The organism is Paramagnetospirillum sp. (genome assembly GCF_058402745.1).
Genome location: NZ_JBZVFI010000018.1, coordinates 595,132 through 617,280, shown reverse-complemented (window position 1 = coordinate 617,280; position 22,149 = coordinate 595,132). Strand labels below are relative to the sequence as shown.

23 protein-coding genes and 1 tRNA gene are annotated in these 22,149 nt (G+C 67.1%); 13 read left to right on the top strand and 11 right to left on the bottom strand.

Annotated elements, in window-relative coordinates:
• Positions 1–21: 21 nt before the first annotated feature.
• The 3 genes from ACV4UZ_RS18930 to ACV4UZ_RS18920 form a co-directional block, all read right to left on the bottom strand.
• Positions 22–516: a CarD family transcriptional regulator gene (locus tag ACV4UZ_RS18930; RefSeq protein ID WP_068429376.1), complete on the bottom strand. Its 495-nt coding sequence runs from the start codon at positions 514–516 to the stop codon at positions 22–24.
• A gap of 333 nt (positions 517–849) precedes the next feature.
• Entirely contained in the window at positions 850–1,179 is a 330-nt protein-coding gene (gene fdxA, locus ACV4UZ_RS18925; protein ID WP_491602331.1) for a ferredoxin FdxA, read from the bottom strand.
• A 124-nt stretch (positions 1,180–1,303) separates the two neighbouring features.
• Positions 1,304–2,074, bottom strand: coding sequence for a TerC family protein (locus ACV4UZ_RS18920; RefSeq protein ID WP_491602330.1), 771 nt, complete (start codon positions 2,072–2,074; stop codon positions 1,304–1,306).
• 295 nt (positions 2,075–2,369) lie between these two features.
• On the opposite strand from ACV4UZ_RS18920, the gene ACV4UZ_RS18915 reads away from it, so the two are divergent.
• Positions 2,370–4,862: a sensor domain-containing protein gene (locus ACV4UZ_RS18915; RefSeq protein ID WP_491602329.1), complete on the top strand. Its 2,493-nt coding sequence runs from the start codon at positions 2,370–2,372 to the stop codon at positions 4,860–4,862.
• A 153-nt stretch (positions 4,863–5,015) separates the two neighbouring features.
• Positions 5,016–5,768: a J domain-containing protein gene (locus ACV4UZ_RS18910; protein WP_491602328.1), complete on the top strand. Its 753-nt coding sequence runs from the start codon at positions 5,016–5,018 to the stop codon at positions 5,766–5,768.
• Between the two features lie 52 nt (positions 5,769–5,820).
• On the opposite strand, the gene gluQRS is transcribed toward ACV4UZ_RS18910, so the two are convergent.
• The gene (gene gluQRS, locus ACV4UZ_RS18905) at positions 5,821–6,660 is read right to left on the bottom strand and encodes a tRNA glutamyl-Q(34) synthetase GluQRS (RefSeq protein ID WP_491602327.1); all 840 of its coding nucleotides are present in this window, start codon (positions 6,658–6,660) and stop codon (positions 5,821–5,823) included.
• A gap of 78 nt (positions 6,661–6,738) precedes the next feature.
• On the opposite strand from gluQRS, the gene ACV4UZ_RS18900 reads away from it, so the two are divergent.
• On the top strand, positions 6,739–7,413 hold the full coding sequence (locus ACV4UZ_RS18900; protein WP_491602326.1) for an alpha/beta hydrolase: 675 nt from the start codon (positions 6,739–6,741) through the stop codon (positions 7,411–7,413).
• A 96-nt stretch (positions 7,414–7,509) separates the two neighbouring features.
• Positions 7,510–8,070 carry an HNH endonuclease gene (locus ACV4UZ_RS18895; RefSeq protein ID WP_491602325.1) on the top strand — a complete coding sequence of 187 codons (561 nt, stop codon included), beginning with the start codon at positions 7,510–7,512 and terminating at the stop codon, positions 8,068–8,070.
• 19 nt (positions 8,071–8,089) lie between these two features.
• On the opposite strand, the gene ACV4UZ_RS18890 is transcribed toward ACV4UZ_RS18895, so the two are convergent.
• The gene (locus ACV4UZ_RS18890; protein WP_491602324.1) at positions 8,090–8,959 is read right to left on the bottom strand and encodes a prephenate dehydratase; all 870 of its coding nucleotides are present in this window, start codon (positions 8,957–8,959) and stop codon (positions 8,090–8,092) included.
• A gap of 8 nt (positions 8,960–8,967) precedes the next feature.
• On the bottom strand, positions 8,968–9,708 hold the full coding sequence (locus ACV4UZ_RS18885) for a 3-deoxy-manno-octulosonate cytidylyltransferase (protein WP_491602323.1): 741 nt from the start codon (positions 9,706–9,708) through the stop codon (positions 8,968–8,970).
• Between the two features lie 97 nt (positions 9,709–9,805).
• On the opposite strand from ACV4UZ_RS18885, the gene hisN reads away from it, so the two are divergent.
• Both hisN and nth read left to right on the top strand, forming a co-directional pair.
• Positions 9,806–10,582 (top strand): histidinol-phosphatase, encoded by a 777-nt coding sequence (hisN, locus tag ACV4UZ_RS18880; protein WP_491602322.1) that lies wholly within the window; start codon positions 9,806–9,808, stop codon positions 10,580–10,582.
• Entirely contained in the window at positions 10,579–11,214 is a 636-nt protein-coding gene (nth, locus tag ACV4UZ_RS18875; RefSeq protein WP_491602321.1) for an endonuclease III, read from the top strand. Before hisN ends, nth begins: the two co-directional genes overlap by 4 nt.
• Positions 11,215–11,293: 79 nt before the next feature.
• Here nth and rpsA read toward each other — a convergent pair whose 3' ends face one another.
• From rpsA to aroA, 3 genes are all read right to left on the bottom strand, one after another.
• The gene (gene rpsA / locus ACV4UZ_RS18870; RefSeq protein ID WP_491602320.1) at positions 11,294–13,057 is read right to left on the bottom strand and encodes a 30S ribosomal protein S1; all 1,764 of its coding nucleotides are present in this window, start codon (positions 13,055–13,057) and stop codon (positions 11,294–11,296) included.
• Positions 13,058–13,129: 72 nt separating this feature from the next.
• Positions 13,130–13,768 carry a (d)CMP kinase gene (cmk, locus tag ACV4UZ_RS18865; RefSeq protein ID WP_491602319.1) on the bottom strand — a complete coding sequence of 213 codons (639 nt, stop codon included), beginning with the start codon at positions 13,766–13,768 and terminating at the stop codon, positions 13,130–13,132.
• Between the two features lie 160 nt (positions 13,769–13,928).
• Positions 13,929–15,263, bottom strand: a complete 1,335-nt coding sequence (gene aroA, locus ACV4UZ_RS18860) for a 3-phosphoshikimate 1-carboxyvinyltransferase (protein WP_491602318.1) — start codon at positions 15,261–15,263, stop codon at positions 13,929–13,931.
• A 187-nt stretch (positions 15,264–15,450) separates the two neighbouring features.
• Here aroA and ACV4UZ_RS18855 point away from each other — a divergent pair, with 187 nt between their 5' ends.
• Both ACV4UZ_RS18855 and ACV4UZ_RS18850 read left to right on the top strand, forming a co-directional pair.
• A complete protein-coding gene (locus ACV4UZ_RS18855; RefSeq protein WP_491602317.1) occupies positions 15,451–15,831 on the top strand; it encodes a TIGR02300 family protein in 381 nt (126 codons plus the stop codon).
• A gap of 108 nt (positions 15,832–15,939) precedes the next feature.
• Positions 15,940–16,015: transfer RNA gene (locus ACV4UZ_RS18850), tRNA-Ala, on the top strand.
• A 64-nt stretch (positions 16,016–16,079) separates the two neighbouring features.
• Here ACV4UZ_RS18850 and ACV4UZ_RS18845 read toward each other — a convergent pair.
• Together ACV4UZ_RS18845 and ACV4UZ_RS18840 are read right to left on the bottom strand one after the other, a co-directional pair.
• The gene (locus ACV4UZ_RS18845) at positions 16,080–16,451 is read right to left on the bottom strand and encodes a hypothetical protein (RefSeq protein ID WP_491602316.1); all 372 of its coding nucleotides are present in this window, start codon (positions 16,449–16,451) and stop codon (positions 16,080–16,082) included.
• Positions 16,452–16,927: 476 nt separating this feature from the next.
• Complete coding sequence (locus ACV4UZ_RS18840; RefSeq protein WP_491602315.1) at positions 16,928–17,362, bottom strand: bacteriohemerythrin; 435 nt, start codon at positions 17,360–17,362, stop codon at positions 16,928–16,930.
• A gap of 335 nt (positions 17,363–17,697) precedes the next feature.
• Here ACV4UZ_RS18840 and ACV4UZ_RS18835 point away from each other — a divergent pair, with 335 nt between their 5' ends.
• From ACV4UZ_RS18835 to ACV4UZ_RS18815, 5 genes are all read left to right on the top strand, one after another.
• The gene (locus ACV4UZ_RS18835; protein WP_491602314.1) at positions 17,698–18,516 is read left to right on the top strand and encodes a phage capsid protein; all 819 of its coding nucleotides are present in this window, start codon (positions 17,698–17,700) and stop codon (positions 18,514–18,516) included.
• A gap of 13 nt (positions 18,517–18,529) precedes the next feature.
• Entirely contained in the window at positions 18,530–18,799 is a 270-nt protein-coding gene (locus ACV4UZ_RS18830) for a hypothetical protein (protein ID WP_491602313.1), read from the top strand.
• Between the two features lie 196 nt (positions 18,800–18,995).
• Positions 18,996–19,565: a phage connector family protein gene (locus ACV4UZ_RS18825; protein WP_491602312.1), complete on the top strand. Its 570-nt coding sequence runs from the start codon at positions 18,996–18,998 to the stop codon at positions 19,563–19,565.
• Positions 19,562–21,724 carry a phage tail protein gene (locus ACV4UZ_RS18820; RefSeq protein ID WP_491602311.1) on the top strand — a complete coding sequence of 721 codons (2,163 nt, stop codon included), beginning with the start codon at positions 19,562–19,564 and terminating at the stop codon, positions 21,722–21,724. Before ACV4UZ_RS18825 ends, ACV4UZ_RS18820 begins: the two co-directional genes overlap by 4 nt.
• 84 nt (positions 21,725–21,808) lie before the next feature.
• A complete protein-coding gene (locus ACV4UZ_RS18815) occupies positions 21,809–22,108 on the top strand; it encodes a hypothetical protein (protein WP_491602310.1) in 300 nt (99 codons plus the stop codon).
• The last annotated feature ends 41 nt before the right edge of the window (positions 22,109–22,149 follow it).

The window sequence follows — 22,149 nt, the reverse complement described above, 5'->3', positions numbered from 1 at the left end:
TCGCAGCCACCGAGCCAAACATCAAGCCGCTTCGAGCAAGCCCTGGAGCTTCTCGGTCGCCGCCTGGGTGTCGATACGCTCCACCGCCGCCAGTTCGGAGGCGAGACGCTCCAGCGCGGCCTCGTAGATCTGCCGCTCGGAATAGGACTGGTCGGGCTGGTTGGCGTTGCGGTGCAGGTCGCGGACCACCTCGGCGATGGAGACGGGGTCGCCGGAATTGATCTTGGCCTCGTATTCCTGGGCGCGGCGGCTCCACATGGTGCGCTTGACCTTGGCGCGGCCCTTGAGAGTCGACAGCGCGGTGTCCATGACCGAGCGCGACGACAGCTTGCGCAGGCCGGACTTCTGGGCCTTGGTCACCGGCACGCGCAGCGTCATGCGGTCGCGGTCGAAGGTGATGACGAACAGCTGCAGCTTCATGCCGCCGATTTCCTGGGTCTCGACGGCCACCACCTGGCCCACGCCGTGAGTGGGGTAGACCACATAGTCGCCCTGGGAGAAAGAAACGATCGTCATCTTCAACAATTCCCTCGACAGAAGGTCTGGATCCGGCAAACGCCCGATACGCTCACCCCAAACGACGAAAGATGCTCGCCAGCCGCGCCCTTGACGGGCTGGTGGAAATCTCGCAGCTTGTCTTGGTGGGCGAACTCCCGCCCCGATGGCTATGCCAATTTGCGATCCGTCGGCACAGTTCGACGGACTTGCCCTTATAGCACAGGCGCCTTCTGTGAAGAACAGGAAAATTCCCCAAGGCCCTGCATTTCCGCCACATCCCCATGCGCGAACGCCGCCCCACGACCCTCTGGGCCATGGTGCGGCGCCGGCCACAACATCTTGCGGAAAGGGTCAGCGGCCCGGATTGGGCGACAGCAGCCTGGCCTTGTCCGGCTTGCCCTTCCACTCGTCGGCGTCGGCCGGCGCGTCACCCTTGCGGGTGATGTTCGGCCACGAGCCGGCGTACTGCCGGTTGGTGTCGGTCCAGGCGGCGGCCTTGGGATCGGAATCCGGGAAGATGGCTTCGGCCGGGCATTCCGGCTCGCAGACGCCGCAATCGATGCATTCGTCGGGGTTGATCACCAGGAAGTTCTCACCCTCGTAGAAGCAATCCACCGGGCAAACCTCGACGCAGTCCTGATACTTGCACTTGATGCAATTCTCGGTGACGACGTAAGCCATGTCGTTCTCCAATATCCCATGAAACCGTGATGCGGCGGGCAGGCCGCCATCCGCCGGAAGAAAATCCGGCGGAAGCGATACCACACTCCCCCCCGCCGTCTCAACCCCGGCGGGGAAGGGGTTTTCACGGCAAGGGGTTGCGCAGCTTGACCGGCGCGCGCTTGCCGCGCCGCGCCAGCAGGTTGAGGATCTCGATGCCCAGCGAGAAGGCCATGGCGAAGTAGATGTAGCCCTTGGGCATGTGGAAGCCGGTGCCCTCGGCCACCAGGGTGGCGCCGATCAGCAGCAGGAAGGACAGCGCCAGCATCTTGATGGTGGGGTGGCGCGCGATCAGGGCGGACAGCGGATTGGCGGCCACCACCATGACGGCGGAGGCCAGGATGACGGCGGCGACCATCACCCACAATTCACTGGCCATGCCCACGGCGGTGATCACCGAATCCAGCGAGAAGACGATGTCCAGGATGGCGATCTGGACGATCACCGAGGCCAGCCCGGCCGAGGCGACCTGGCCGGCACCGCCTTCGGGCGTGCCGGCGGCCTCCGGCTCTTCCTCGCCCTCCAGGCTGCCGTGGATCTCGTGGGTGGCCTTGGCCACCAGGAAGACGCCGCCGCCGATCAGGATGATGTCGCGCCAGCTGACCGGATGGTCCCAGACCACGAAGACCGGCTCGACCAGCCCGACGATCCAGCTGAGCGAGGCCAGCAGGCCGAGGCGGGTCAGCACCGCGAAGGCCAGCCCCAGCCGCCGCCCCAGCGGGCGCATGGGCTCGGGCAGGCGGTTGGAAATGATGGCGAGATAGACCAGGTTGTCGATGCCGAGCACGATCTCGAGCAGCGACAGGGTCGCCAGGCTGAGCCATATCTCGGGGTCGGTGATCCAGGCCATCATCATGCTCGTCCTCGGCGTTCATTCGTCGGTCCGGCCGGACTTTAAGTGATTCGGGCGAGGAATCCACCCCGATGTCGCTTAAATCCCGGTAACATTTCGGACCGGCCGGGAAACAAATGGGTTTTGACCTTGACCCGAACCACCGATACCATTGGTATCGGCTGGAGTTTCCATCGTTCCCGGCCCCTTGCCGGGAGAGGGCCCAAGGGTGACAAGCAGCAGCGGTTCCGGTAGCGGTACGATCACGGCAGCCGGCCAGGGATGGCCCGGCCGCGCCCCGTGCGCCCCCGGCGAAGCCTTGCCCCGGCTGACGGAGGCGGAAGCCCGCCTGGACGGATTGACCGCCAACCTCCCCGGCTTCGCCTTTCAGCGCGTCCTCGCCCCCGACGGCTCCATCCATTACCCCTGGTTCAGCCCCAGTATCCGCACTCTGCTGGGCTTCGCGCCCGAGGCCATGGGCGTCAACTCCCAGGGCTGCCTGCACGCCGTCCATTGGGCCGACCGCGACGCCCATCTGGCCGAGATCCGCCGCTCGGCCCGGCAACTCGACACCTGCCGCGAGGAATTCCGCGCCATCACCGCCCATGGCGAGGTCCGCTGGCTGAAGGGCGCGGCCGAACCCCGCCGCCAGGAGGACGGCAGCATCGTCTGGGACGGGGTGATGGTCGACGTCACCGACGGGCGCCGCGCCGAGCTGCGCCTGGAAATGCTGATGGACCATGCCGGCGATTCCCTGATCGTGGTGGAATCCGACGGCACCATCGACAGCGTCAACGCCGCCGCCGAGGCCCTGTTCGGCTGGAGCATGGCCGAACTGGCGGGCAAGCCCTTCATCACCTTGCTGCCGCCCGAGATGCATCTGGACGACCTGCTGGAATCCGCCGAGGTGTCGCCCGGCGGCATCGTCGGCGGCGGGGCGCGCGAGCTGATGGGCCTGCGCAAGGACGGTTCGACCTTTCCCCTGGAACTGTCCACCACCGAGGTGCGGCTCGAGGGGCAGCGGCTGTTCATCGGCATCGGCCGCGACATCACCGAGCGCAAGCTGACCGAGGCGGCGCTGCGCGAATCCGAGGAACGGCTGCGCGCCATCGCCGCCAATGTTCCCGGCATGGTGTTCCAGCGGGTGCTGCGCTCCGACGGCAGCCTGGCCTTTTCCTATGTCAGCGAGGGCTGCCGCGCCATTCTGGGCCTGGGTCCGGAACAGCTGATGGACAATCCCCAGCTGTTCCTCGCCCTGATTCCCGAGGCCGAGCGCCAGAGCTTTTTCGCCGGCCTTGGCCGTTCGGCCCGGACCATGGAGCCCTTCGACGAGGAAATGTCGGTGCCCGGCGCCGACGGTCGCCGCCGCTGGCTGCGCGGCCAGTCGCGGCCCACCCTGCGCGGCGGCGGCGACGTGGTGTGGGACGGCGTCATGCTCGACGTCACCGACCGCAAGCAGGCCGAGCAGCGCCTGTCCTTCCTGGCCTATTTCGATCCGCTGACCCGGCTGCCCAACCGCACCGCCTTCCTGGAGCGCTTCGCCGCCGCCCGCGAGGCCGCCGCCCGCGACCAGACCATGCTGGCGGTGGTCAGCGTCGGCCTCGACCGCCTGGGCATCATCAACGCCACCATGGGCCACAGCATCGGCGACCAGGTGCTGATGGCGGCCAGCGACCTGCTGCGGGCGGCTCTGTCGGTCAACGACGTCATCGCCCGGACCTCCGGCGACCGCTTCCTGGTGCTGATCACCGGCCTGGGCTCCAAGCGGGAAGCCATGGAGGCGCTGGACCGCCTGCGCGCCTCGGCCCATGCCACCGTGGCCGCCGCCGGCCAGGATTTCGACGTGTCGGCCGCCATGGGGGCCGCGCTCTTTCCCCGCGACGGCGACGATCCCGAGACCCTGATCAAGAACGCCGACGCCGCCCTGCAGCTGGCCAAGGCCCAGGGGCCGGCCAGCCTGCAGGTGTTCACCAAGGAAATCAGCGCCCGGGCGGCCAAGACCCTGTCGCTGCAGACCCGGCTGCGCCGCGCCATCGAGCATGGCGAGCTGGCCGCCCATTACCAGCCCCAGGTGGATCTGGTCTCCGGCCAGGTGGTGGGCATGGAGGGGCTGGTCCGCTGGAACAGCCCGGACCTGGGCATGGTCTCGCCCGCCGACTTCATCCCGGTGGCTGAGGAATCCGGCCTGATCGACGGCATCTGCGAGTTCATGCTGTGGGAATGCACCCGCCAGAACAAGGAATGGCAGGACCAGGGCCTGTCGGCCATTCCGGTGGCGGTCAACGTGTCGGGCCGCCAGTTCCAGTACGCCCGGCGGCTGCTGTCCGCCTGCGAGCGCGCCCTGGTGGACAACCAGTTGGACAGCCGCTGGCTGGAGGTGGAGCTGACCGAAAGCTCGGCCATGCGCGACGCCGACAACGCCATCGCCGTGGTCAACCAGTTGAAGGAGATGGGCATCGCCTGCTCCATCGACGATTTCGGCACCGGCTATTCCTCGCTGTCGGTGCTGAAGCGCTTCCCCATCAGCAAGCTGAAGATCGACCGCTCCTTCGTGCTGGACGTCACCACCGACCCCAACGACGCCGCCATCGTCGATGCCATCATCGCCATGGCCAAGGCGCTCCGGCTCAAGGTGGTGGCCGAGGGCGTCGAGCACAAGGAGCACCTGGACTTCCTGCGCAACCTGGGTTGCGACCAGATCCAGGGCTATTTCTTCAGCCGTCCGCTGCCCGCCGACGGTTTGCGGGCCCTGCTGGCCGAAGGCCGCCGGCTCGATCTGGCCCCTCCCCCCCTCCTGGCCGTCGATGCGTGAGGCCGGGGGTAAAGCGATATATTTCAATCAGATCATTGTGAAATCTTCATTTTCCTCATGAGCGGCCAACCTTAGCAGTTGACGGATTCGACCATTTCGCCCTAATCATTTTGGGTGGGTGAGGGCACCCGATTCGACCGTCGCGTCCGGACCATGAAAGATCACACCATCGCCGCCGCCAACCCGGTGAAGCACTCCTACACCATCCCCTGCGCCAGCGCCTTCCGCGACGCGGTGGACAAGCTGGCGCTCCGCCGCCGGGTCAACGTGGGCGACATCGCCCGCTCGGTGCTGCTGGTGGTGCCGCCCGAGACCATCGCCGCCTTTCCCGATCCGGGCGAGCCCGAGCCCGATGATCGCGAGACCGTCATCCTCAAGTCCGGCCCGGCCGAGGGCCGCCCGTGGCGCCGCAAGCCGCGCCTGCAGGTGCGCATGGCGCCGGGCTACAGCGTCGAGGCCATCCGCCGCGCCTTAGGCCTGGCCCTGGCCATGGCCCAGGGCGACATTCGCCTCAGGGTCGAGCGGCCGGGCGAGGAACCCGCCCCGCCGCCGCCGCCGCCGGCCGCCCCGCCGCCGCCATCACCCGCCGCCGAGGAAGCCTATCCCAAGGTCGAGCGTCGCCGCGGCGTGCGCGAGCAGGCAACCGCCATGGCCGCCGCCGGCGAGGAAATCGAGCGGCTGAAGGCAATCATCAACGTCCTGTCCTTCGAACCGCTGCCCGGCGGGGTGATGACCCGGGCCGACGCCCTTCACATCCTGGGCTTCCCGCCCGGCGCCTCACCCGACCGCCGGACCGTGCGGGCCAAGTTCCGCATGCTGGCCACCATCCATCATCCCGACAGCAATCACGGCAACCACCACCGCATGAGCCAGCTCAACCAGGCCATGGAACTTCTGCGGGATTGATGGGCCGGCCCGCCGCCCGGCGGCGGGCGATTGCCACGGCAGACCCCGGAATTCAGGCCGAGACCCCCGCCAGCCTCCGCACCTCTTCCGGGGTGCGGCCCGCCTCGCGCAGCGCCCGCAGGGTGAGCGACCTGTCGCGCTTGGCGTAGCGCCGCCCATCCGCATCGGCGAGCAGACGGTGATGAGCGTAATCGGGCGTCGGCAGATCCAGCAGCGCCTGGAGCAGCCGGTGGACATGGGTGGCCTCGAACAGATCCACCCCCCGGGTCACCAGGGTGACGCCCTGCAGCGCGTCGTCCACCGTCACCGCCAGGTGATAGCTGGCCGGGGTGTCCTTGCGGGCCAGCACCACGTCGCCGAACAGATCGGGCCGGGCGGTCTGCTCGCCGCGCTCGCGATCGCGCCACGTCAGGGAGCCGACCCGCCGCGCCGCCTCCGCCACGTCGAGGCGCAGGGCGAAGGGCTGGCCGGATTCCTTGCGCCCGGCCCGCTCGGCGGCCGGCAGATGGCGGCAATGGCCGGGATAGAGCGGCCCGTCGGGGCCGTGGGGGGCATGGCCGGCGCCCTCCACCTCGCGGGCGATGTCCTTCCTGGTGCAGAAACAGGGATAGAGCAGCCCCATGGCGTCGAGCCGGTCCAGGGCGGCGCGGTAATCGTCGAAATGTCCGGACTGGACGCGGACCGGCCGCCCCCAGTCCAGGCCCAGCCAGGCCAGATCCTCGAAGATCCCTTGCGTGAATTCCGGGCGGCAGCGGGTGCGGTCGATGTCCTCGATGCGCAGCAGGAAGCGCCCGCCGCTCCTTCGCGCCTCGGCGAAGGCGAACAGGGCGGAATGGGCGTGGCCCAGGTGCAGTTCCCCGGTGGGGCTGGGGGCGAAACGGGTAATGATCACAAGTTGTCGCCAGCTTTAGCAGGACAGTCGGGCCGAACCATACCATAATGCCGGCGATTTCTTTCGTCAGGAGCCGTCATGTCCAGCCCCGCGCCCATCAAACTCTCCGGCCCCTCGGTGGAGCCCGCCTCGGGCGGTCCCGCCGCCCAGCTGGTGATCCTGCTGCACGGAGTGGGCGTGGACGGCTCGGACCTGATCGAGCTGGCGCCGTTCTTCGCCTCGATCCTGCCCGACGCCGCCTTCGTGGCCCCCGACGCGCCCTTCCCCTTCGACATGGCGCCTTTCGGCCGCCAGTGGTTCAGCCTGGCGGACCGCTCCATCCCCGCCATCTCGGCCGGCGTGCGGGAAACCGCCCCCATCCTCGACGCCTTCATCGACGAGCAGATCGCCCTGTGGGGGGTGCAGCCCGCCGACGTGGCGCTGATCGGCTTCAGCCAGGGCACCATGATGGCGCTGCACGTGGCGTTGCGCCGTGGCGTCGCACCGGCGGCCGTCATCGGTTTTTCCGGCGCCCTGGTCGATCCCGAGGCCCTGCCCAAGGAAATCACCGCCCGGCCCCGCACCCTGCTGATTCACGGCGCCGACGACGAGGTGGTCAATCCCAATTGCCTGCAATCCGCCGAGCAGGCCCTGGCCGCCGTGGGCGTGCCGGTGCTGACCGAACTGCGCCCTGGCCTCGGCCACGGCATCGACGGCCCCGGGGCCGAGATGGCCCTGGGCTTCCTGGGCCAGGTGTTCGGCATTACCGGCTAGGCCGGCGGCTTCACCAAACCATCACGAAGAGGGGTATGGAACACCGATAGGGAATACTATATTTTGTGAATGTCTCTCGAGGAAAGGGAGAGGGGTTTGGTCGCATTCGACAGCCATCCTGCCCTGGTGCTGAACGCCGACTTCCGTCCGCTCAGCTACTTTCCCCTGTCGCTGTGGTCCTGGCAGGACGCGATCAAGGCGGTGGTGTCCGATCGCGTGGCGGTGGTGTCCGAATACGACCGTGTCGTCCACTCCCCCCGGCATTCGCTGCGGCTGCCCAGCGTCATCGCGCTGAAGGAGTTCATACCGGCGGCACGCAAGCCGGCCTTCACCCGCTTCAACGTATTCCTGAGGGACCGCTTCTCCTGCCAGTATTGCGGCGAGTGGTTCCCCACCCACGACCTCACCTTCGACCACGTGCTGCCGCGCTCGCGCGGGGGGCGGACGACCTGGGACAACGTGGTCACCGCCTGCGCGCCCTGCAACCTGATGAAGGGCGACCGCCTGCTGTTCGAGGTGGGCATGGCGCTGCTCAGCCGCCCCGGCCAGCCTTCCACCTGGCAGTTGCAGGAGAACGGCCGGGCCTTTCCCCCCAACTACCTGCACGAAAGCTGGCGTGACTTCCTCTATTGGGACAGCGAGCTGGAGCCGTTCTAGCCGATCGCGGCCGGACGGCCTATTCCGCGCTGCTCTGCTGCTTCATGCGGAAGGGATGGCGGGGATAGACGCCCAGGATGCGGACCTCGTGGCTGAAGAAGTCCAGCTCCTCCAGCGCCAGCCGCAGGGGGCGCTGGGCGGGGTGGCCCTCCACGTCGGCGTAGAACTGGGTGGCGGCGAACTCGCCGCCCACCATGTAGCTTTCCAGCCGGGTCATGTTGATGCCGTTGGTGGCGAAGCCGCCCAGCGCCTTGTACAGCGCCGCGGCCACGTTGCGCACCCGGAACACGAAGGTGGTGACGCAGGGCAGGTTGGGGTTGGGCTCCAGGGCCTCGCGCGCCAGCACCACGAAGCGGGTGGTGTTGTGCTCGGCGTCCTCGATGCCCGCCTTCAGCGACACCAGGCCATAGGCCTCGGCGGCCAGTTCCGAGGCGATGGCCGCCATGGTGGGGTCGCCCTTCTGGGCGATCTCGGCGGCGGCGCCGGCGGTGTCGGTGCCGACGATCACCTTGAGCCCCAGGTCGCGGATCATGTTGCGGCACTGGCCCAGGGCGTGGACATGGCTCTTCACCGTCTTGACGGTGGCGAGCGTGGCCCCCGGAACGGCCAGCAGGTGATGGCTGATGCGCTCGAAATGCTCGGCGATGATGTGCAGGCCGGCATAGGGCATCAGGTGATGGACGTCGGCGACCCGGCCCGCCAGCGAATTGTCGATGGGGATCATGGCATAGCGGGCCCGGCCCTCGCGCACGGCGGCGAAGGTGTCCTCGAAGGTGGCCGAGGGCAGCGGCTGCATGCCGGGATAGGCGTTGCGGCAGGCCAGGTGCGAATAGGCGCCGGGCTCGCCCTGGAAGGCGATGGCGGACTCGGGGTGGGGAGCGTCGGTCATGGCGGAAGTCAGGCTTTCAGCAGGGCGCGCGCCCGTTCGAGGTCGGCGGGAGTATCGACACCCAGCGGAACGGTGTCAACCAAGGCGCAATCGATGCGCATGCCGTTTTCCAGGGCGCGCAGCTGCTCCAGCTTCTCGCGCCGCTCCAGAACGCCCTGGGGCAGGCTGACGAAGCGCCGCAAGGAGTCGCGGCGATAGGCGTAGAGCCCGATGTGGTGATAGTGCGGCCCCTCGTTGGCCGGCACCGTGGCGCGGCTGAAATAGAGCGCGCGGCCGACCTTTTGTCCGGGCGCCAGCCCCACCACCGCCTTGACCACGTTGGGATTGGTCCGCTCCTCCTCGTCGGTGATCTCGGTCACCAGGGTGGAGACGTCGACCCCCGGTTCGGCCAGGGGCGCGAAGACGGCGCGGATGATCCGGGGGTCCAGGGTCGGCAGGTCGCCCTGGACGTTGACGATGGCGTCGAATTCGCCCTCGGAATCCATGCCCTGGACCGCCTCCCACACCCGGTCCGAACCGGACGGATGGTCGGGATCGGTCATCACCGCGTTGCCGCCATGGGCGTGGACGGCGTCGAACACCTCCTGCTCGGAACAGGCCACCACCACCGGGCCGAGACCCGCCTGCACCGCCCGGCGCCAGACGTGGATGATCATCGGTTCGCCGTGAATGTCGGCCAGCGGCTTGCCCGGCAGGCGGGTGGCGTGCATGCGGGCGGGGATGACGATGACGGGGTTCAATGCGGCCATGGCGGGATCCCAGAGGAAGATTGCGCCTACACCCTATCCACAACCGGCGTTTCGCGCCACACTTGGGCGCGACCCAACGGCACGGAATGACCTGACCATGACCGCCTGCGCCCCCGAATTCATCGCCCTGGCCGAAAGGCTGGCCGACGCCGCCCGCCCGGTGGTCAGGAAGTACTTCCGCACGCCGGTGACGGTGGACGACAAGGCCGACGCCAGCCCGGTGACCATCGCCGACCGGGAGGTGGAGGCGGCCATGCGCGCCATCCTGGCCGCCGAGGTCCCCTCCCACGGCATCCTGGGCGAGGAGCACGGGCGCGAGAATTGCGACGCCGAATACGTCTGGGTGCTGGACCCCATCGACGGCACGGCCGCCTTCATCACCGGCAAGCCCAGCTTCGGCACCCTGATCAGCCTCGTCCGCAACGGCACGCCGATCCTGGGCGTCATCGACCAGGCCTTCACCAGCGAGCGCTGGCTGGGCGCGCTCGGCCGTCCCACCACCTTGAACGGCCAGCCGGCCAGAATCCGCGCCTGTCCCGATCTGGCCCACGCCTACGCCTTCACCACGGCGCCGGAACTGTTCTGCGAGAAGACCCGTCCCGCCTGGGACCGCATCGCGGCCAAGTGCAAGCGGCCGCGCTACGGCTGCGACTGCTACGCCTATGCCCTGCTGTCGTCCGGCTTCTGCGATCTGGTGGTGGAGGCGGGGCTCAAGCCCTACGATTTCGCCGCCCTGGTGCCGGTGGTCGAGGGAGCGGGGGGAATCATGACCGACTGGTCGGGCCGTCCGCTCACCATCCATTCCGACGGCAGGGTCTGCGCCGCCGGCGACAGGCGCCTGCACGCGGAGGCGCTGGGGGTTCTCAACCAATGACTCCCGCCCAGGCCGACCGCTTCTACGCCCTTTTGGCCGAGCGCAACCCCGAGCCCAAGAGCGACCTGGAGTATTCCGATCCCTACACCCTGCTGGTGGCGGTGGTCCTTTCGGCCCAGGCCACCGACGCGGGCGTCAACAAGGCGACCCGGCCGCTGTTCGCCCGCGTCAGCACGCCCCAGGCCATGGTGGAGCTGGGCGAGGAGGGGCTGGCCCAAGCCATCCGCACCATCGGCCTCTACAAGACCAAGGCCAGAAACGTCATCGAACTGTCGCGCCGCCTGCTGGCCGAGCACGGCGGCAAGGTCCCCCACGACCGCGAGGCGCTGGAAGCCCTGCCCGGCGTGGGCCGCAAGACCGCCAATGTCGTGCTCAACATCGCCTTCGGCGAGCCCACCATCGCGGTGGACACCCATTGCTTCCGCGTCGCCAACCGCACCGGGCTGGCGCCGGGCAAGACGGTCGAGGCGGTGGAAGCCGGGCTGATGAAGGCGACGCCGGCCAGATGGCTGCAGCACGCCCACCACTGGCTGATCCTGCACGGCCGTTACGTCTGCAAGGCCCGAAAGCCCGACTGTCCGGCCTGCGTGGTGCGGGACGTGTGCGCCTTCGAGGGCAAGGAGACGGCGTAGAGGCAGGTACCAAAGGAAAAGGCCCGGCACCTCGCGGTACCGGGCCTTCCCTTCAGCGGACGAGCCTACAGGCGAAGGATTACTCCTTCTCCTGAGCCTTGCGCATGGCGGCACCCAGGATGTCGCCCAGCGAGGCGCCCGAGTCGGACGAACCGTACTCGGCCATGGCCTGCTTCTCTTCCTCGACCTCGCGCGCCTTCACCGACAGGGTGATCTTGCGCGCCGCCTTCTCGAAGGCGGTGATCTTGGCGTCGATCTTCTCGCCGACCGCGAAGCGCTCGGGGCGCTGCTCGGAGCGCTCGCGCGACAGCTCGGACTTGCGGATGAAGCCGGTCATGCCCTCGACGGTGACTTCCAGGCCGTTCTCGGTGACCTGGGTCACGGTGCAGGTGACCACGTCGCCCTTCTTGATGGACGCCACGGCGTCCTGATAGGGGTCCGAGCCCAGCTGCTTGATGCCGAGGCTGATGCGCTCCTTCTCGACGTCGACGTCGAGAACCTTGGCCTTGACCACATCGCCCTTCTTGAAGTTCTGGATGGCCTGCTCGCCGGGAGTCGCCCAATCCAGATCCGACAGGTGGACCATGCCGTCGATGTCGCCGGGCAGGCCGATGAACAGGCCGAACTCGGTGATGTTCTTGATCTCGCCTTCGACGATGGTGCCCTGGGGGAAGCGGTCCATGAACCCTTCCCACGGGTTGTTCATGGTCTGCTTGAGACCCAGGCTGATGCGGCGCTTCTGGGGATCCACGTCCAGCACCATGACCTCGACCTCCTGGGAGGTGGAGACGATCTTGCCGGGGTGGACGTTCTTCTTGGTCCAGCTCATCTCGGAGACGTGGACCAGACCCTCGACACCGGGCTCCAGCTCGACGAACGCGCCGTAGTCGGTGATGTTGGTGACGCGGCCGGAGAACTTGGCGTTGACCGGGTACTTGGCCTCGACGCCCTCCCACGGATCGGCGTCAAGCTGCTTGATGCCGAGCGAGATGCGCTGGGTTTCCGAGTTGAAGCGGATGACCTGGACCTTGACGGTCTGGCCGATGTGCAGCGCCTCGGACGGGTGGTTGATGCGCTTCCAGGCGATGTCGGTGACGTGCAGCAGGCCGTCGACGCCGCCCAAGTCCACGAACGCACCGTAATCGGTGATGTTCTTGACCACGCCCTCGAGGATCTGGCCTTCCTTGAGGTTCTCGATCAGCTCGGAGCGCTGCTCGGCGCGGGTCTCTTCGAGAACGGCGCGACGCGACACCACGATGTTGCCGCGCGAGCGGTCCATCTTGAGGATCTGGAAGGGCTGGGGGGTGCCCAGCAGCGGGGTGATGTCGCGCACGGGGCGGATGTCGACCTGGCTGCCCGGCAGGAACGCCACGGCGCCCGACAGATCGACGGTGAAACCGCCCTTGACGCGGCCGAAGATCACGCCGGTGACGCGCTGCTGCGCCTCGAACGACTTCTCCAGCAGGGTCCAGGCTTCCTCGCGCTTGGCCTTCTCGCGCGACAGCACGACCTCGCCGTTGCGGTCTTCATAGCGCTCGACGAACACGTCGACCTGGTCGCCGGCCTTGATGTCGGCGACGCGGCCGGCGGTGGCGAATTCCTTGAGAGGGACGCGGCCCTCGGACTTGAGGCCCACGTCGATCACGGCGAAGTCACCGTCGACCTCGACGATGGTACCGGTGATCACGGAGCCTTCGAACGAGCCGCCCACACCGAGGGTCTCGTCCAGCAGGGCGGCGAAATCGTCGACGGCCTGCGCAGTAGCGGTATTGGTCATTGTAAGGGAAGTTCCTTTCGTGTCGTGTCTTTCCGGCCTGCCGGTTGAATCCGGCGGTCTTTGCAAACAAAGGACGTTTCTCAAAAAACAAAACCACCGCCCCGGACTCGCCTGGGCGGCGTCAACATGTTCCGAGCGCTACCGTTTGGAGCCGATGATCTCAAGCGCGGCGGCGAAAGCCTGGTCGGCGTCGAGGTCGGAGGTGTCCAGCACGGCGGCGTCCTGGGCCGGCACCAGCGGAGCGACCGCGCGGTTGGTATCGCGCTCGTCACGTTCCCGCATGTCGGCCAGGACGGTGCCGTATATAGCCCCCAGGCCCTTTTCCTGCAACTCTTTCAGCCGCCGCTCGGCCCTTTTTTCCACGCTGGCCGTGACGAACAGCTTCACCTCCGCCTCGGGGCAGACCACCGTGCCGATGTCGCGGCCGTCCAGCACCGCGCCCTTGCCCCCGGGGGGCGTGGCGGCGAAACGGCGCTGGAAGTCAAGGAGCGCGGCGCGCACGCCCGGAATGGAGGCCACCTTGGACGCCGCCAGGGCGGCTTCGTCGATGCGCAGGTCATCGGCGGCAAGATCGGCGGGCGACAGGTCCCGGGCCGCCCGCTCGGCCAGGGCCACGTCGGCCGGGTCCTGGCCGGCGCGGGCCAGCTTCATGCCGACGGCGCGATAGATCAGGCCGGTGTCGAGATAGTCGAAGCCCAGCTCGGCGGCCAGACGCCGCGCCAGGGTCCCCTTGCCGGCGGCGGCCGGTCCGTCGATGGCGATGATGGTGGTTGTCATTGGTTCAGCCTTACCTGGCAATGGATTTGTTCCATCGGGTTAGTGAACCACAGAGACACAGAGACACAGAGAAGGCGCAGAGAAAAAGAAAACTGATTTATCTCTCTGTGCCTTCTCTGTGTCTCTGTGTCTCTGTGGTGAAATCCCTGTCTCTGCGACTTCAGCCGCCGACGGTATCGATTTTTGCCCCCAGCCCGTTCATCAGCTGGACGAAGTTGGGGAAGCTGGTGTCGATGGCCTCGGAATCGTCCACCGCCACCGGCCGGGCCGAGGCCATGCCCATCACCAGGAAGGACATGGCGATGCGGTGGTCGAAATGGGTGGCGACGGTGGCGTCGCCGTCGGGAACGCGCCCGGTGCCGTGAACGATGAGGGAGTCCTTCTCCTCCTCCACCGCCACGCCGCAGGCGGCGAGGCCACGGGCCATGGCGGCCAGGCGGTCGCTTTCCTTGACCCGCAGCTCGCCCAGGCCCCGCATGCGGGTGGTGCCCTCGGCGAAGGCGGCGGCGACGGCCAGAATCGGGTATTCGTCGATCATGGAGGGCGCCCGCTCGGCCGGCACGTCGATGCCCTTGAGACGCGAGGCGCGGACCACCAGGTCGGCCACCGGCTCGCCCGCCTGATCGCGGGGATTGTCGAAGCGGATGTCGGCGCCCATCTCCAGCAGGCTCTGGTAGAGACCGGTCCGCAAGGGATTGGTGCCGATTCCGGGCAGGCGGATCTCCGACCCCTCCACCAGCAGGGCGGCCACCACCGGGAAGGCGGCCGAAGAGGGATCGGCGGGCACCACCACCGGACGGCCGGTCAGTTCGGGAAAGCCCACCACGGTGATGGCGCGGCCGCCACCCTCGGCGTCCTCGACCCGCACGGTGGCGCCGAAATTCCTGAGCATCAGCTCGGTGTGGTCGCGGGTGGCCTCGCGCTCGATCACCGTGGTCTCGCCGGCGGTGTTGAGGCCGGCCAGCATGATCGCCGACTTCACCTGGGCCGAGGCGACGGGAAGCTCGTAGGTGATGGGGGTGGGCTGGGCCGTGCCGGTCACCGCCAGGGGCAGGCGGCCGCCGTCGCGGCTGACGAAGCGGGCGCCCATGCGCGACAGGGGCTCGGTCACCCGGCGCATGGGCCGCGAGCGAAGCGATCCGTCGCCGGTGAAGAAGCTGGTGAAGGGATGGGTGGCCACCAGGCCCATCAGCAGCCGCGCCCCGGTGCCGGAATTGCCCATGTCGAGGATGTCCGCCGGCTCCATCAATCCGCCGACGCCGCGACCGAACAGCCGCCACGATCCGTCGTCGCGGCGCTCCACCTCGGCGCCCAGCGCCCGCATACAGGCGGCGGTGCGCAAGACATCGTCGCCTTCCAGCAGGCCGGTCACCACGCTTTCGCCCACCGCCAGGGCGCCCAGCATCAGGGCGCGGTGCGAGATGGACTTGTCACCCGGCACGCGCGCCGAACCGGCCAAAGGTGCGGCCCGACGGGATGAAAGCGGCTTGGCCATGATCACTCCTGATAACCAGCGACAAGGGGCAAAAGCTGCCCGGCGAAGCTCTAGCACAGGCGGCATCGGCGTCATAGACCCGCGTTCCATGCTGCACCGCCCACGCTTTTTCGTTTTGACACAGGGTGGGGAACATGGCAAATGGCCCCTTTACCGGGTTCGAGTGACACGTTGAAGGAGGACGAGAGTGGCAAAGCCGGAATGGGGACAGAAGCGCACCTGCCAAAGCTGCGGATGCCGTTTCTATGACCTGACGCGCACTCCCATCGTCTGCCCGAAGTGCGGGTCGACGGTGGAGCCCGACATGCCCTTCAAGGTGCGTCGCGGCAGCGCCGCGGCGGCGGAAAAGGCGGCGCCGGTGGCGGCGGCCATTCCCGTGGTGGCGGATATGGACGCCGACGACTTGCCGGTGGTGGATGACGAGGACGAGGTCCTGGACGCCGAGGCCGATGGCGCCGACGACGACGAAAGCGGCCTGATCGAGGACGCCTCGGACCTGGGCGAGGACGATGACGACATGGCCGAGGTCATGGAGCACATGGACGAGGTGGGCGAGGACGAAGTCTGATTTTCCGAAGTGGGCAAAAAGGCGAATTTTTCGCTTGCAAGCCCCCCCGGGAAACCATATGTTCCGCCTCCACCGGCGGGGCCCCAAGCCCGCAGGTAACGAGTTTCAGGGGCTATAGCTCAGTTGGGAGAGCGCTTGAATGGCATTCAAGAGGTCGTCGGTTCGATTCCGTCTAGCTCCACCAAAATAGCGAAGGCCCGGTCAGCGATGACCGGGCCTTCTGCTTTTGGGATGTCGCCTGGAAAGGCTCAGGGCTTGTGCCGCAATGCCAGTTGCAGGCGGCTGTGGGCGCTGACCCAATCCGCCGTGTGGGCGCAACGAAAACGGATTGCCGTGATGATGTCGGTATGCTCCTTCGACAAGTCCCGTTCAAAGATGGGCTCGTAGTGGGCAATGCGGTTCCTTAAATTCTTTACCGACATGAGCAGATCGTAAAAGTCACGCCGCCGGGTCCCTTTGGGCAGATTGGGGAATAACCCGTGAAGGGTTGTTTGCCAGAGTGGGCGATCATATTTCCCTGTGAAGAGTCCAACCCAGAAATCGAAAGGCAGCCCCGCCACAATCCTTCCGGTTGTTATTTTATAGCCGTCATCCTTGACTCTTTTGATCACCTTCTTCACGGCATCGTCAGTACGGTCTCGGCGATCAGGAACTAATTCCAGGAATCCGTTGTCTTGTGGCCAGCTTGTCCCGAATCTAGAGCAGAGGTATTCATTAACAGTGTTTCTTAGCGAAATTTCGGCAGTCTGAAGCGGAAAGTGAAAGCACTGCGAAACATATGAGTTCCATACATAGAGCCGGATGGCCCGTTCTTGATCGAAACCGGCTGGTATTAGGTATGTGCTTAATCGATCAGCTGATATGGTGCTTGTAAGGGCGGAGAGCACAACAGGTTGATATTCAAATTGTGCTTGACGGAACGGCATTTTTCCGACCACCCTTGCAGAAGAAGCCGTGAAGCCCCTCTGCTCATGCGAGCACGCGCTCACGACGAAGTTAGAACCCCAGGACAGGCAGAGATGCCCCTCCTGGGGTTTCGCTTTTTCCGATCATAGCATCTTGGCGGCCCTCGAAAAGGTGGCTCTTGGGGAAATAGCTACCTCTGCCCCCTGAGATAGATGCCGTTGTGGTTCAGCCAGTAGGGTCTGAGCTTCAGGTCGCTCTGGACGATGTGGACGGTGATCCATTCCTTGGCCAGCATGGCCAGCTCGCGGACCAGCAGGGTGCAGTCCCTGCGGGCGTCCAGCTCGTCGTACTGCTCCTTCATCACCTCGACCTTTTCCAGGATGGCGGCATGCTCGCGGTGGTGCGGCTCGGTGAAGGGGAACGAGCATTCGCGCTGGATCTTCTCCTCGCGGCCGAAGGCAATGCTGGTTTCCTCGTAAAGCCCGGTGAGGAACAGCCCCAGGGCGATGTAGGACCCGCTGGTGCCCAGCGCCCGCTCGAAATCGTTGATTCGTCCGATCACGTGCTTGCGGGCGTGATCGATGTCGGGCTGGCCGATGGCCATCGCGTCGCGCCAGATCAGCATGGCGGCCTCGCATCCCTGTTGCCTATGCACAGAGTTTCGCGCAGAGGGGCCGGCGGGTCCAGCGGCGGGTGGTGACGAATTCTGCCGTCGATAATTTCTGTTGACAATGTTCCTATCAGCCGGTATATAAATTCCCATCAACACCCGAACTGCGTCCGCAGCGGGGGTGTGGAACCAGATTTCTCCTCTTCTTCATCCGGGGACAACCGGGCCGCTCGGCCCGGCCCGACGGATTTTCCGGGTCCGCCTCGACGGCGCCCGGCCGCTGGCGCGCGCGGTCGGGCAGAACCGAGGGGGCGGGCTCACCGCCATGCAACCTCGCAGAGGAACAAAACATGTCCACGAGCATCATCAACGCCTACTCGACGCAGTACGGCCACGAGGTCCATTCCGCCTACCAGCGCATGGGCACCAAGCTGCGCAACACCGTGCGCGTGCGCAACAACGTCAAGGGCGCCATCGCCGTCTTCCAGAAGGTCGGCAAGGGCACCGCCAGCACCAAGGCCCGTCACGGCAAGGTGCCGGTGATGAACATCGACCACACCGCCGTCGAATGCCAGCTGTTCGACTATTACGCCGGCGACTGGCTGGACAAGCTGGACGAGCTGAAGGTCGAGCACGACGAGCGCGCCGTGCTGGTCAATGCCGGCGCCTACGCGCTCGGCCGCAAGACCGACGAGCTGATCATCACCGAGCTGGACAAATCGGCCAACTACGCCCTGGACGGCACCACCGGCCTGACCCGCGACAAGGTGCTGGAAGCCTTCGAGATGCTGGGCGATGCCGAGGTCCCCGATGACGGCGAGCGCTATGCCATCGTCGGCTGGAAGCAGTGGTCCGAGCTGATGGGCATCGAGGAATTCGCCAGCACCGACTATGTCGGTTCCGCCGACCTGCCCTGGAAGGGCACCCAGGCCAAGAAGTGGCTGGGCACCACCTGGATGCCGCATTCGGGCCTGACCAAGTCGTCGGGCGTGCGCTACTGCTACTGGTACCACAAATCGGCGGTCGGCCATGCCTGCGGCGCCGAGGTCAAGTCGGAGATCACCTACCAGGGCGATCGCGCCGCCTGGTTCGTCAACAACTTCATGAGCCAGGGCGCCGCGCTGGTCGACGCCACCGGCGTCGTCTCGCTGCGCTGCCTCGAATCCTAAGGGAGCTTCCATCATGGCCTATCAGTCCAAGGACCTGTCGGTCCTGGCCTATGCCAACGGCTTCACGCTGTGGCACTACACCACCGCGGATGCCGCCGATACCGTCGATACCAGCGGCTATTTCAACGCCGCCTCGACCATGCTGCGGGTCGGCGACATCGTCGTCGCCAACGTGGACACCGCCGGCACCATGAAGGCCGGCCTGTTCCTGGTCTCCGCCAATACCGGCGGCGTGGTCGACGTCAACGACCTGACCCAGATCGGCGGCGCCGACACCCGCTGATCCGGCTATCCCCTCCCCCGGAGCGATCCGGGGGAGCCCCATTCGCATCATCACAGCTCCGGCCCTGGCGCTCCGGCGGGTTTCCCCCTTCCCCCGCCGTGTCAGCCGCCGGCCGCCGCCCCGCCCCCGCGCGATCCTCTCACGCTGCGGGGGCGGGGCTTTGGTTACCCCATGTCCCATTCCAGGAGACCCCGCCATGGCCCTGTCCGCCATCGCCTTGTGCTCGCGCGCCCTGATCCGCGTGGGCGCCGCCCCCATCGCCGGCTTCGACGACGGCTCGGCCGAGTCGGAAGTGGCCGCCAACCTCTATCCGCCGCTGCGCGACGGCGCCCTGTCGTCCCATCCGTGGAGCTTCGCCACCGGCCAGGCCACCCTGGCCCGTCTGGCCGGCGAGCCGCTGGCCGATTTCGCCCATGCCTACCAGCTGCCCATCGACTTCCTGCGGGTGCTGTCGGCGGGACCCAGCGGGCGGGGAGCGGGACTGGTGTTCCGCATCAACGGCTCGCGCCTGTTGTGCGACGCCGAGGAGGTGGTGCTGACCTACATCTACCGCCCGGATGAAAGCGCCTTTCCGCCCTATTTCGACCAGATGCTGATGGCGCGGCTCACCGCCGAGTTCTGCATTCCGCTCACCGAGAGCACCACCCGGGCCCAGTTCCTGTTCCGCCTGGCCGAGGACGAATTCCGCCGCGCCAAGCTGATCGACGCCCAGAGCCACACGCCGTCGGCCATCACCGACTTCCCCCTGGTGGAGGTGCGGTCATGAGCGGCCTGCCCATCTTCACCAAGACCAGCTTCACCGCCGGCGAGGTCGACGTGGATCTGGCCGGTCGCGGCGATCTCGCCCTTTACGCCAACGGGGCGCGATCCCTGCGCAACGTGGTGGTGGCCCCCATCGGCGGAGTGCGCCGCCGCCCCGGCCTGCGCCACGTGGCCACGGCCCGGGGGCCGGGCCGGCTGATCGCCTTCGAGTTCAACACCGAGCAGACCTATCTGCTGGCGCTTTCGGACGGCTGGATGGACATCTATGCCGAGGGGACCAAGGTGGCCGAACTGGCGACGCCGTGGAACGCGACCCAGATCGCCCAGCTGAACTGGACCCAAAGCGCCGACACCCTGCTGGTGGTTCATCCCGAGGTCGCGCCGCGCAAGATCACCCGCACCGGGGTGAATTCCTGGACCCTTGCCGAGTGGAGCTATTTCGAGGAGAACGGCGTCGTTTTCGTCCCCACCCATAAATTCGCCGATGACGCGGTGACGCTGACGCCGAGCGGCAGCAGCGGCTCCATCACCCTGTCGGCCTCCGCTCCGGTGTTCCAGGCGGCCCATGCCGGGCTGCGCTTTCGGGTGGGCGGCAAGCAGGTGCTGATCACCTCGGTGGTGTCGCCCACCCAGGCCAACGCCGACGTCAAGCAGCCCCTGAGCGGAACGGGTGCCACCAAGGATTGGGAGGAGCAGTCCTTTTCATCCCTGCGCGGCTGGCCGGTCTCGGCCTGTTTCCACCAGGGGCGGCTGGCCATCGGCGGGTCGCGGGATCTGCCCAACCGCCTGTGGCTGTCCAAATCCATGGACCTGTTCAACTTCGACCTGGGCACCGGCCTGGACGACGAGGCCATCGAATTCAGCCTGCTGTCCAATCAGGTGGACGCCATCCGGGCGGTGTTCTCGGGCCGCCACCTGCAGGTGTTCACCTCGGGCGCCGAGTGGATGGTGGTGGGCTCGCCCGTGACGCCCACCAAGATCCAGCTCAACCGCCAGACCCGGGTGGGCTCGCCGGTGGACCGCAGCGTGCCGCCCAGGGACGTGGACGGGGCCACCCACTTCGTCTCGCACAACGGCCGCGAGCTGCGCGAGTTCCTGTTCGCCGACATGGACCAGGCCTATCAGGCCAACGACCTCGCCATGGTCGCCAAGCACGTCATGACCGGGCCGGTGGACCAGGATTACGATTCGGGCCGCCGCCTGTTCCATGTGGTGATGGCCGACGGCACCATGGCCACGCTCACCGTCTACCGCGCCGAGAAGGTCACCGCCTGGACGGTGTACGAAACCCTGGGCGCCTTTCGCTCGGTGGCGGTGGTGGACGGCGAGACCCATGTGCTGGTCGAACGCGGCGGCGGCCATTTCGTCGAATGCTTCGACGACTCCCTCAACCTGGACGCCGCCCTGGCCGGCCATCGCGGGACGCCGTCTTCCACCTGGAGCGGTCTTGACCATCTGAACGGCCAAGACGTGCGGGTGCTGATGGACGGAACCACCGTCGCCGAGGCGGTGGTGGAGGACGGCGGCATCACGCTGCCGGCCGCCGCTTCGACCATCGAGGCGGGGCTGCCCTATGCCCACCGCATCGAACCCTTGCCGCCCCAGGCCGCCGCCGGGCAGCCCATGGCCGCCGGCCGCGCCGTCCGCCTGGTCCAGGCCTGCTTCCGGGTGCTGGAGACCAAGGCGCTGTTCATCGACACCGGCCGGGGCGCCACCCCGATTCCGTTCCGGCGGCGGGGGCCGGACCGCTTCGCCACCCGTCCGCCGGCCTTTTCCGGCGACGTCAAGGTCCGCGCCATCGGCTGGACCCGCGACGTCATGCAGCCCCTGTGGCGCATCGAACAGGACCTGCCGCTGCCCTGCACCGTGATCTCGGTCTCCACCGAGATCAGCTATGTTTCAGCATCCATTTCCGATGTCTTTCCGCCGACTGCGTCTCAGGTGCGGATCGCGGCGAACTGCATGGGAGCTGGTGTCGTCCTGCTCGCGCCCAACGGCAGCTATGGTGGCAATAACCAATCGACGAGCAATGTCGGATACTTCGGCAGCACCGGTAACTATTATGCCGGGGCAGTCGAGATGATGCTGGAAAGTTCAAACATCTACTACGCGGCCCAGATCACGCACAGCATCGCTGCCATCGGCTGGACCGATCTCCTCTGACCCGATGATGGAGTTTTTCCCCGCCGCCCGTCCCCCGGGCGGCGGGGTTTTCTTTTCCCTTCCACAGCCACGAGGAGACCAACCATGGCCGAGGACATGCCCGGCCTGCGCGCCCGGCTGGCCGCCAGCCTGCCCGATCACGTGGCGGCGGCTTTGGCCGGCTACGAGGAGTTCACCGCCACCGCGCCGCCGGCCGATTCCAAGGGCTTCGCCGCCTGGCACGCGGCGGCCAAGGCGGCGCTGGCCCATGTGGACCTGCTGGTCAAGCTGGCCCGCTGGGCCGAGGGTTCAGCCGAGCCCGACGAGGAATCCGGCATGGAGCGCCTGCTGGAAGGCGCACGGGCGGCGCTTGACGCCCTGGACGACATGGACGGGGAGGACTGAACCCTCCCGTCCCCGCCGCCCGCCGGTTTCCATGACCGGCG

Coding starts and splice junctions, on each gene's coding strand:
- hisN (WP_491602322.1), top strand. CDS start 9,806: ATGACCGCCTGCGCCCCCGAATTCATCGCCCTGGCCGAAAGGCTGGCC.
- ACV4UZ_RS18920 (WP_491602330.1), bottom strand. CDS start 2,074: ATGATGATGGCCTGGATCACCGACCCCGAGATATGGCTCAGCCTGGCG.
- ACV4UZ_RS18835 (WP_491602314.1), top strand. CDS start 17,698: ATGTCCACGAGCATCATCAACGCCTACTCGACGCAGTACGGCCACGAG.
- ACV4UZ_RS18815 (WP_491602310.1), top strand. CDS start 21,809: ATGGCCGAGGACATGCCCGGCCTGCGCGCCCGGCTGGCCGCCAGCCTG.
- ACV4UZ_RS18910 (WP_491602328.1), top strand. CDS start 5,016: ATGAAAGATCACACCATCGCCGCCGCCAACCCGGTGAAGCACTCCTAC.
- ACV4UZ_RS18900 (WP_491602326.1), top strand. CDS start 6,739: ATGTCCAGCCCCGCGCCCATCAAACTCTCCGGCCCCTCGGTGGAGCCC.
- ACV4UZ_RS18890 (WP_491602324.1), bottom strand. CDS start 8,959: ATGACCGACGCTCCCCACCCCGAGTCCGCCATCGCCTTCCAGGGCGAG.
- ACV4UZ_RS18885 (WP_491602323.1), bottom strand. CDS start 9,708: ATGGCCGCATTGAACCCCGTCATCGTCATCCCCGCCCGCATGCACGCC.
- ACV4UZ_RS18820 (WP_491602311.1), top strand. CDS start 19,562: ATGAGCGGCCTGCCCATCTTCACCAAGACCAGCTTCACCGCCGGCGAG.
- cmk (WP_491602319.1), bottom strand. CDS start 13,768: ATGACAACCACCATCATCGCCATCGACGGACCGGCCGCCGCCGGCAAG.
- ACV4UZ_RS18830 (WP_491602313.1), top strand. CDS start 18,530: ATGGCCTATCAGTCCAAGGACCTGTCGGTCCTGGCCTATGCCAACGGC.
- ACV4UZ_RS18825 (WP_491602312.1), top strand. CDS start 18,996: ATGGCCCTGTCCGCCATCGCCTTGTGCTCGCGCGCCCTGATCCGCGTG.
- nth (WP_491602321.1), top strand. CDS start 10,579: ATGACTCCCGCCCAGGCCGACCGCTTCTACGCCCTTTTGGCCGAGCGC.
- ACV4UZ_RS18930 (WP_068429376.1), bottom strand. CDS start 516: ATGACGATCGTTTCTTTCTCCCAGGGCGACTATGTGGTCTACCCCACT.
- aroA (WP_491602318.1), bottom strand. CDS start 15,263: ATGGCCAAGCCGCTTTCATCCCGTCGGGCCGCACCTTTGGCCGGTTCG.
- ACV4UZ_RS18840 (WP_491602315.1), bottom strand. CDS start 17,362: ATGCTGATCTGGCGCGACGCGATGGCCATCGGCCAGCCCGACATCGAT.
- fdxA (WP_491602331.1), bottom strand. CDS start 1,179: ATGGCTTACGTCGTCACCGAGAATTGCATCAAGTGCAAGTATCAGGAC.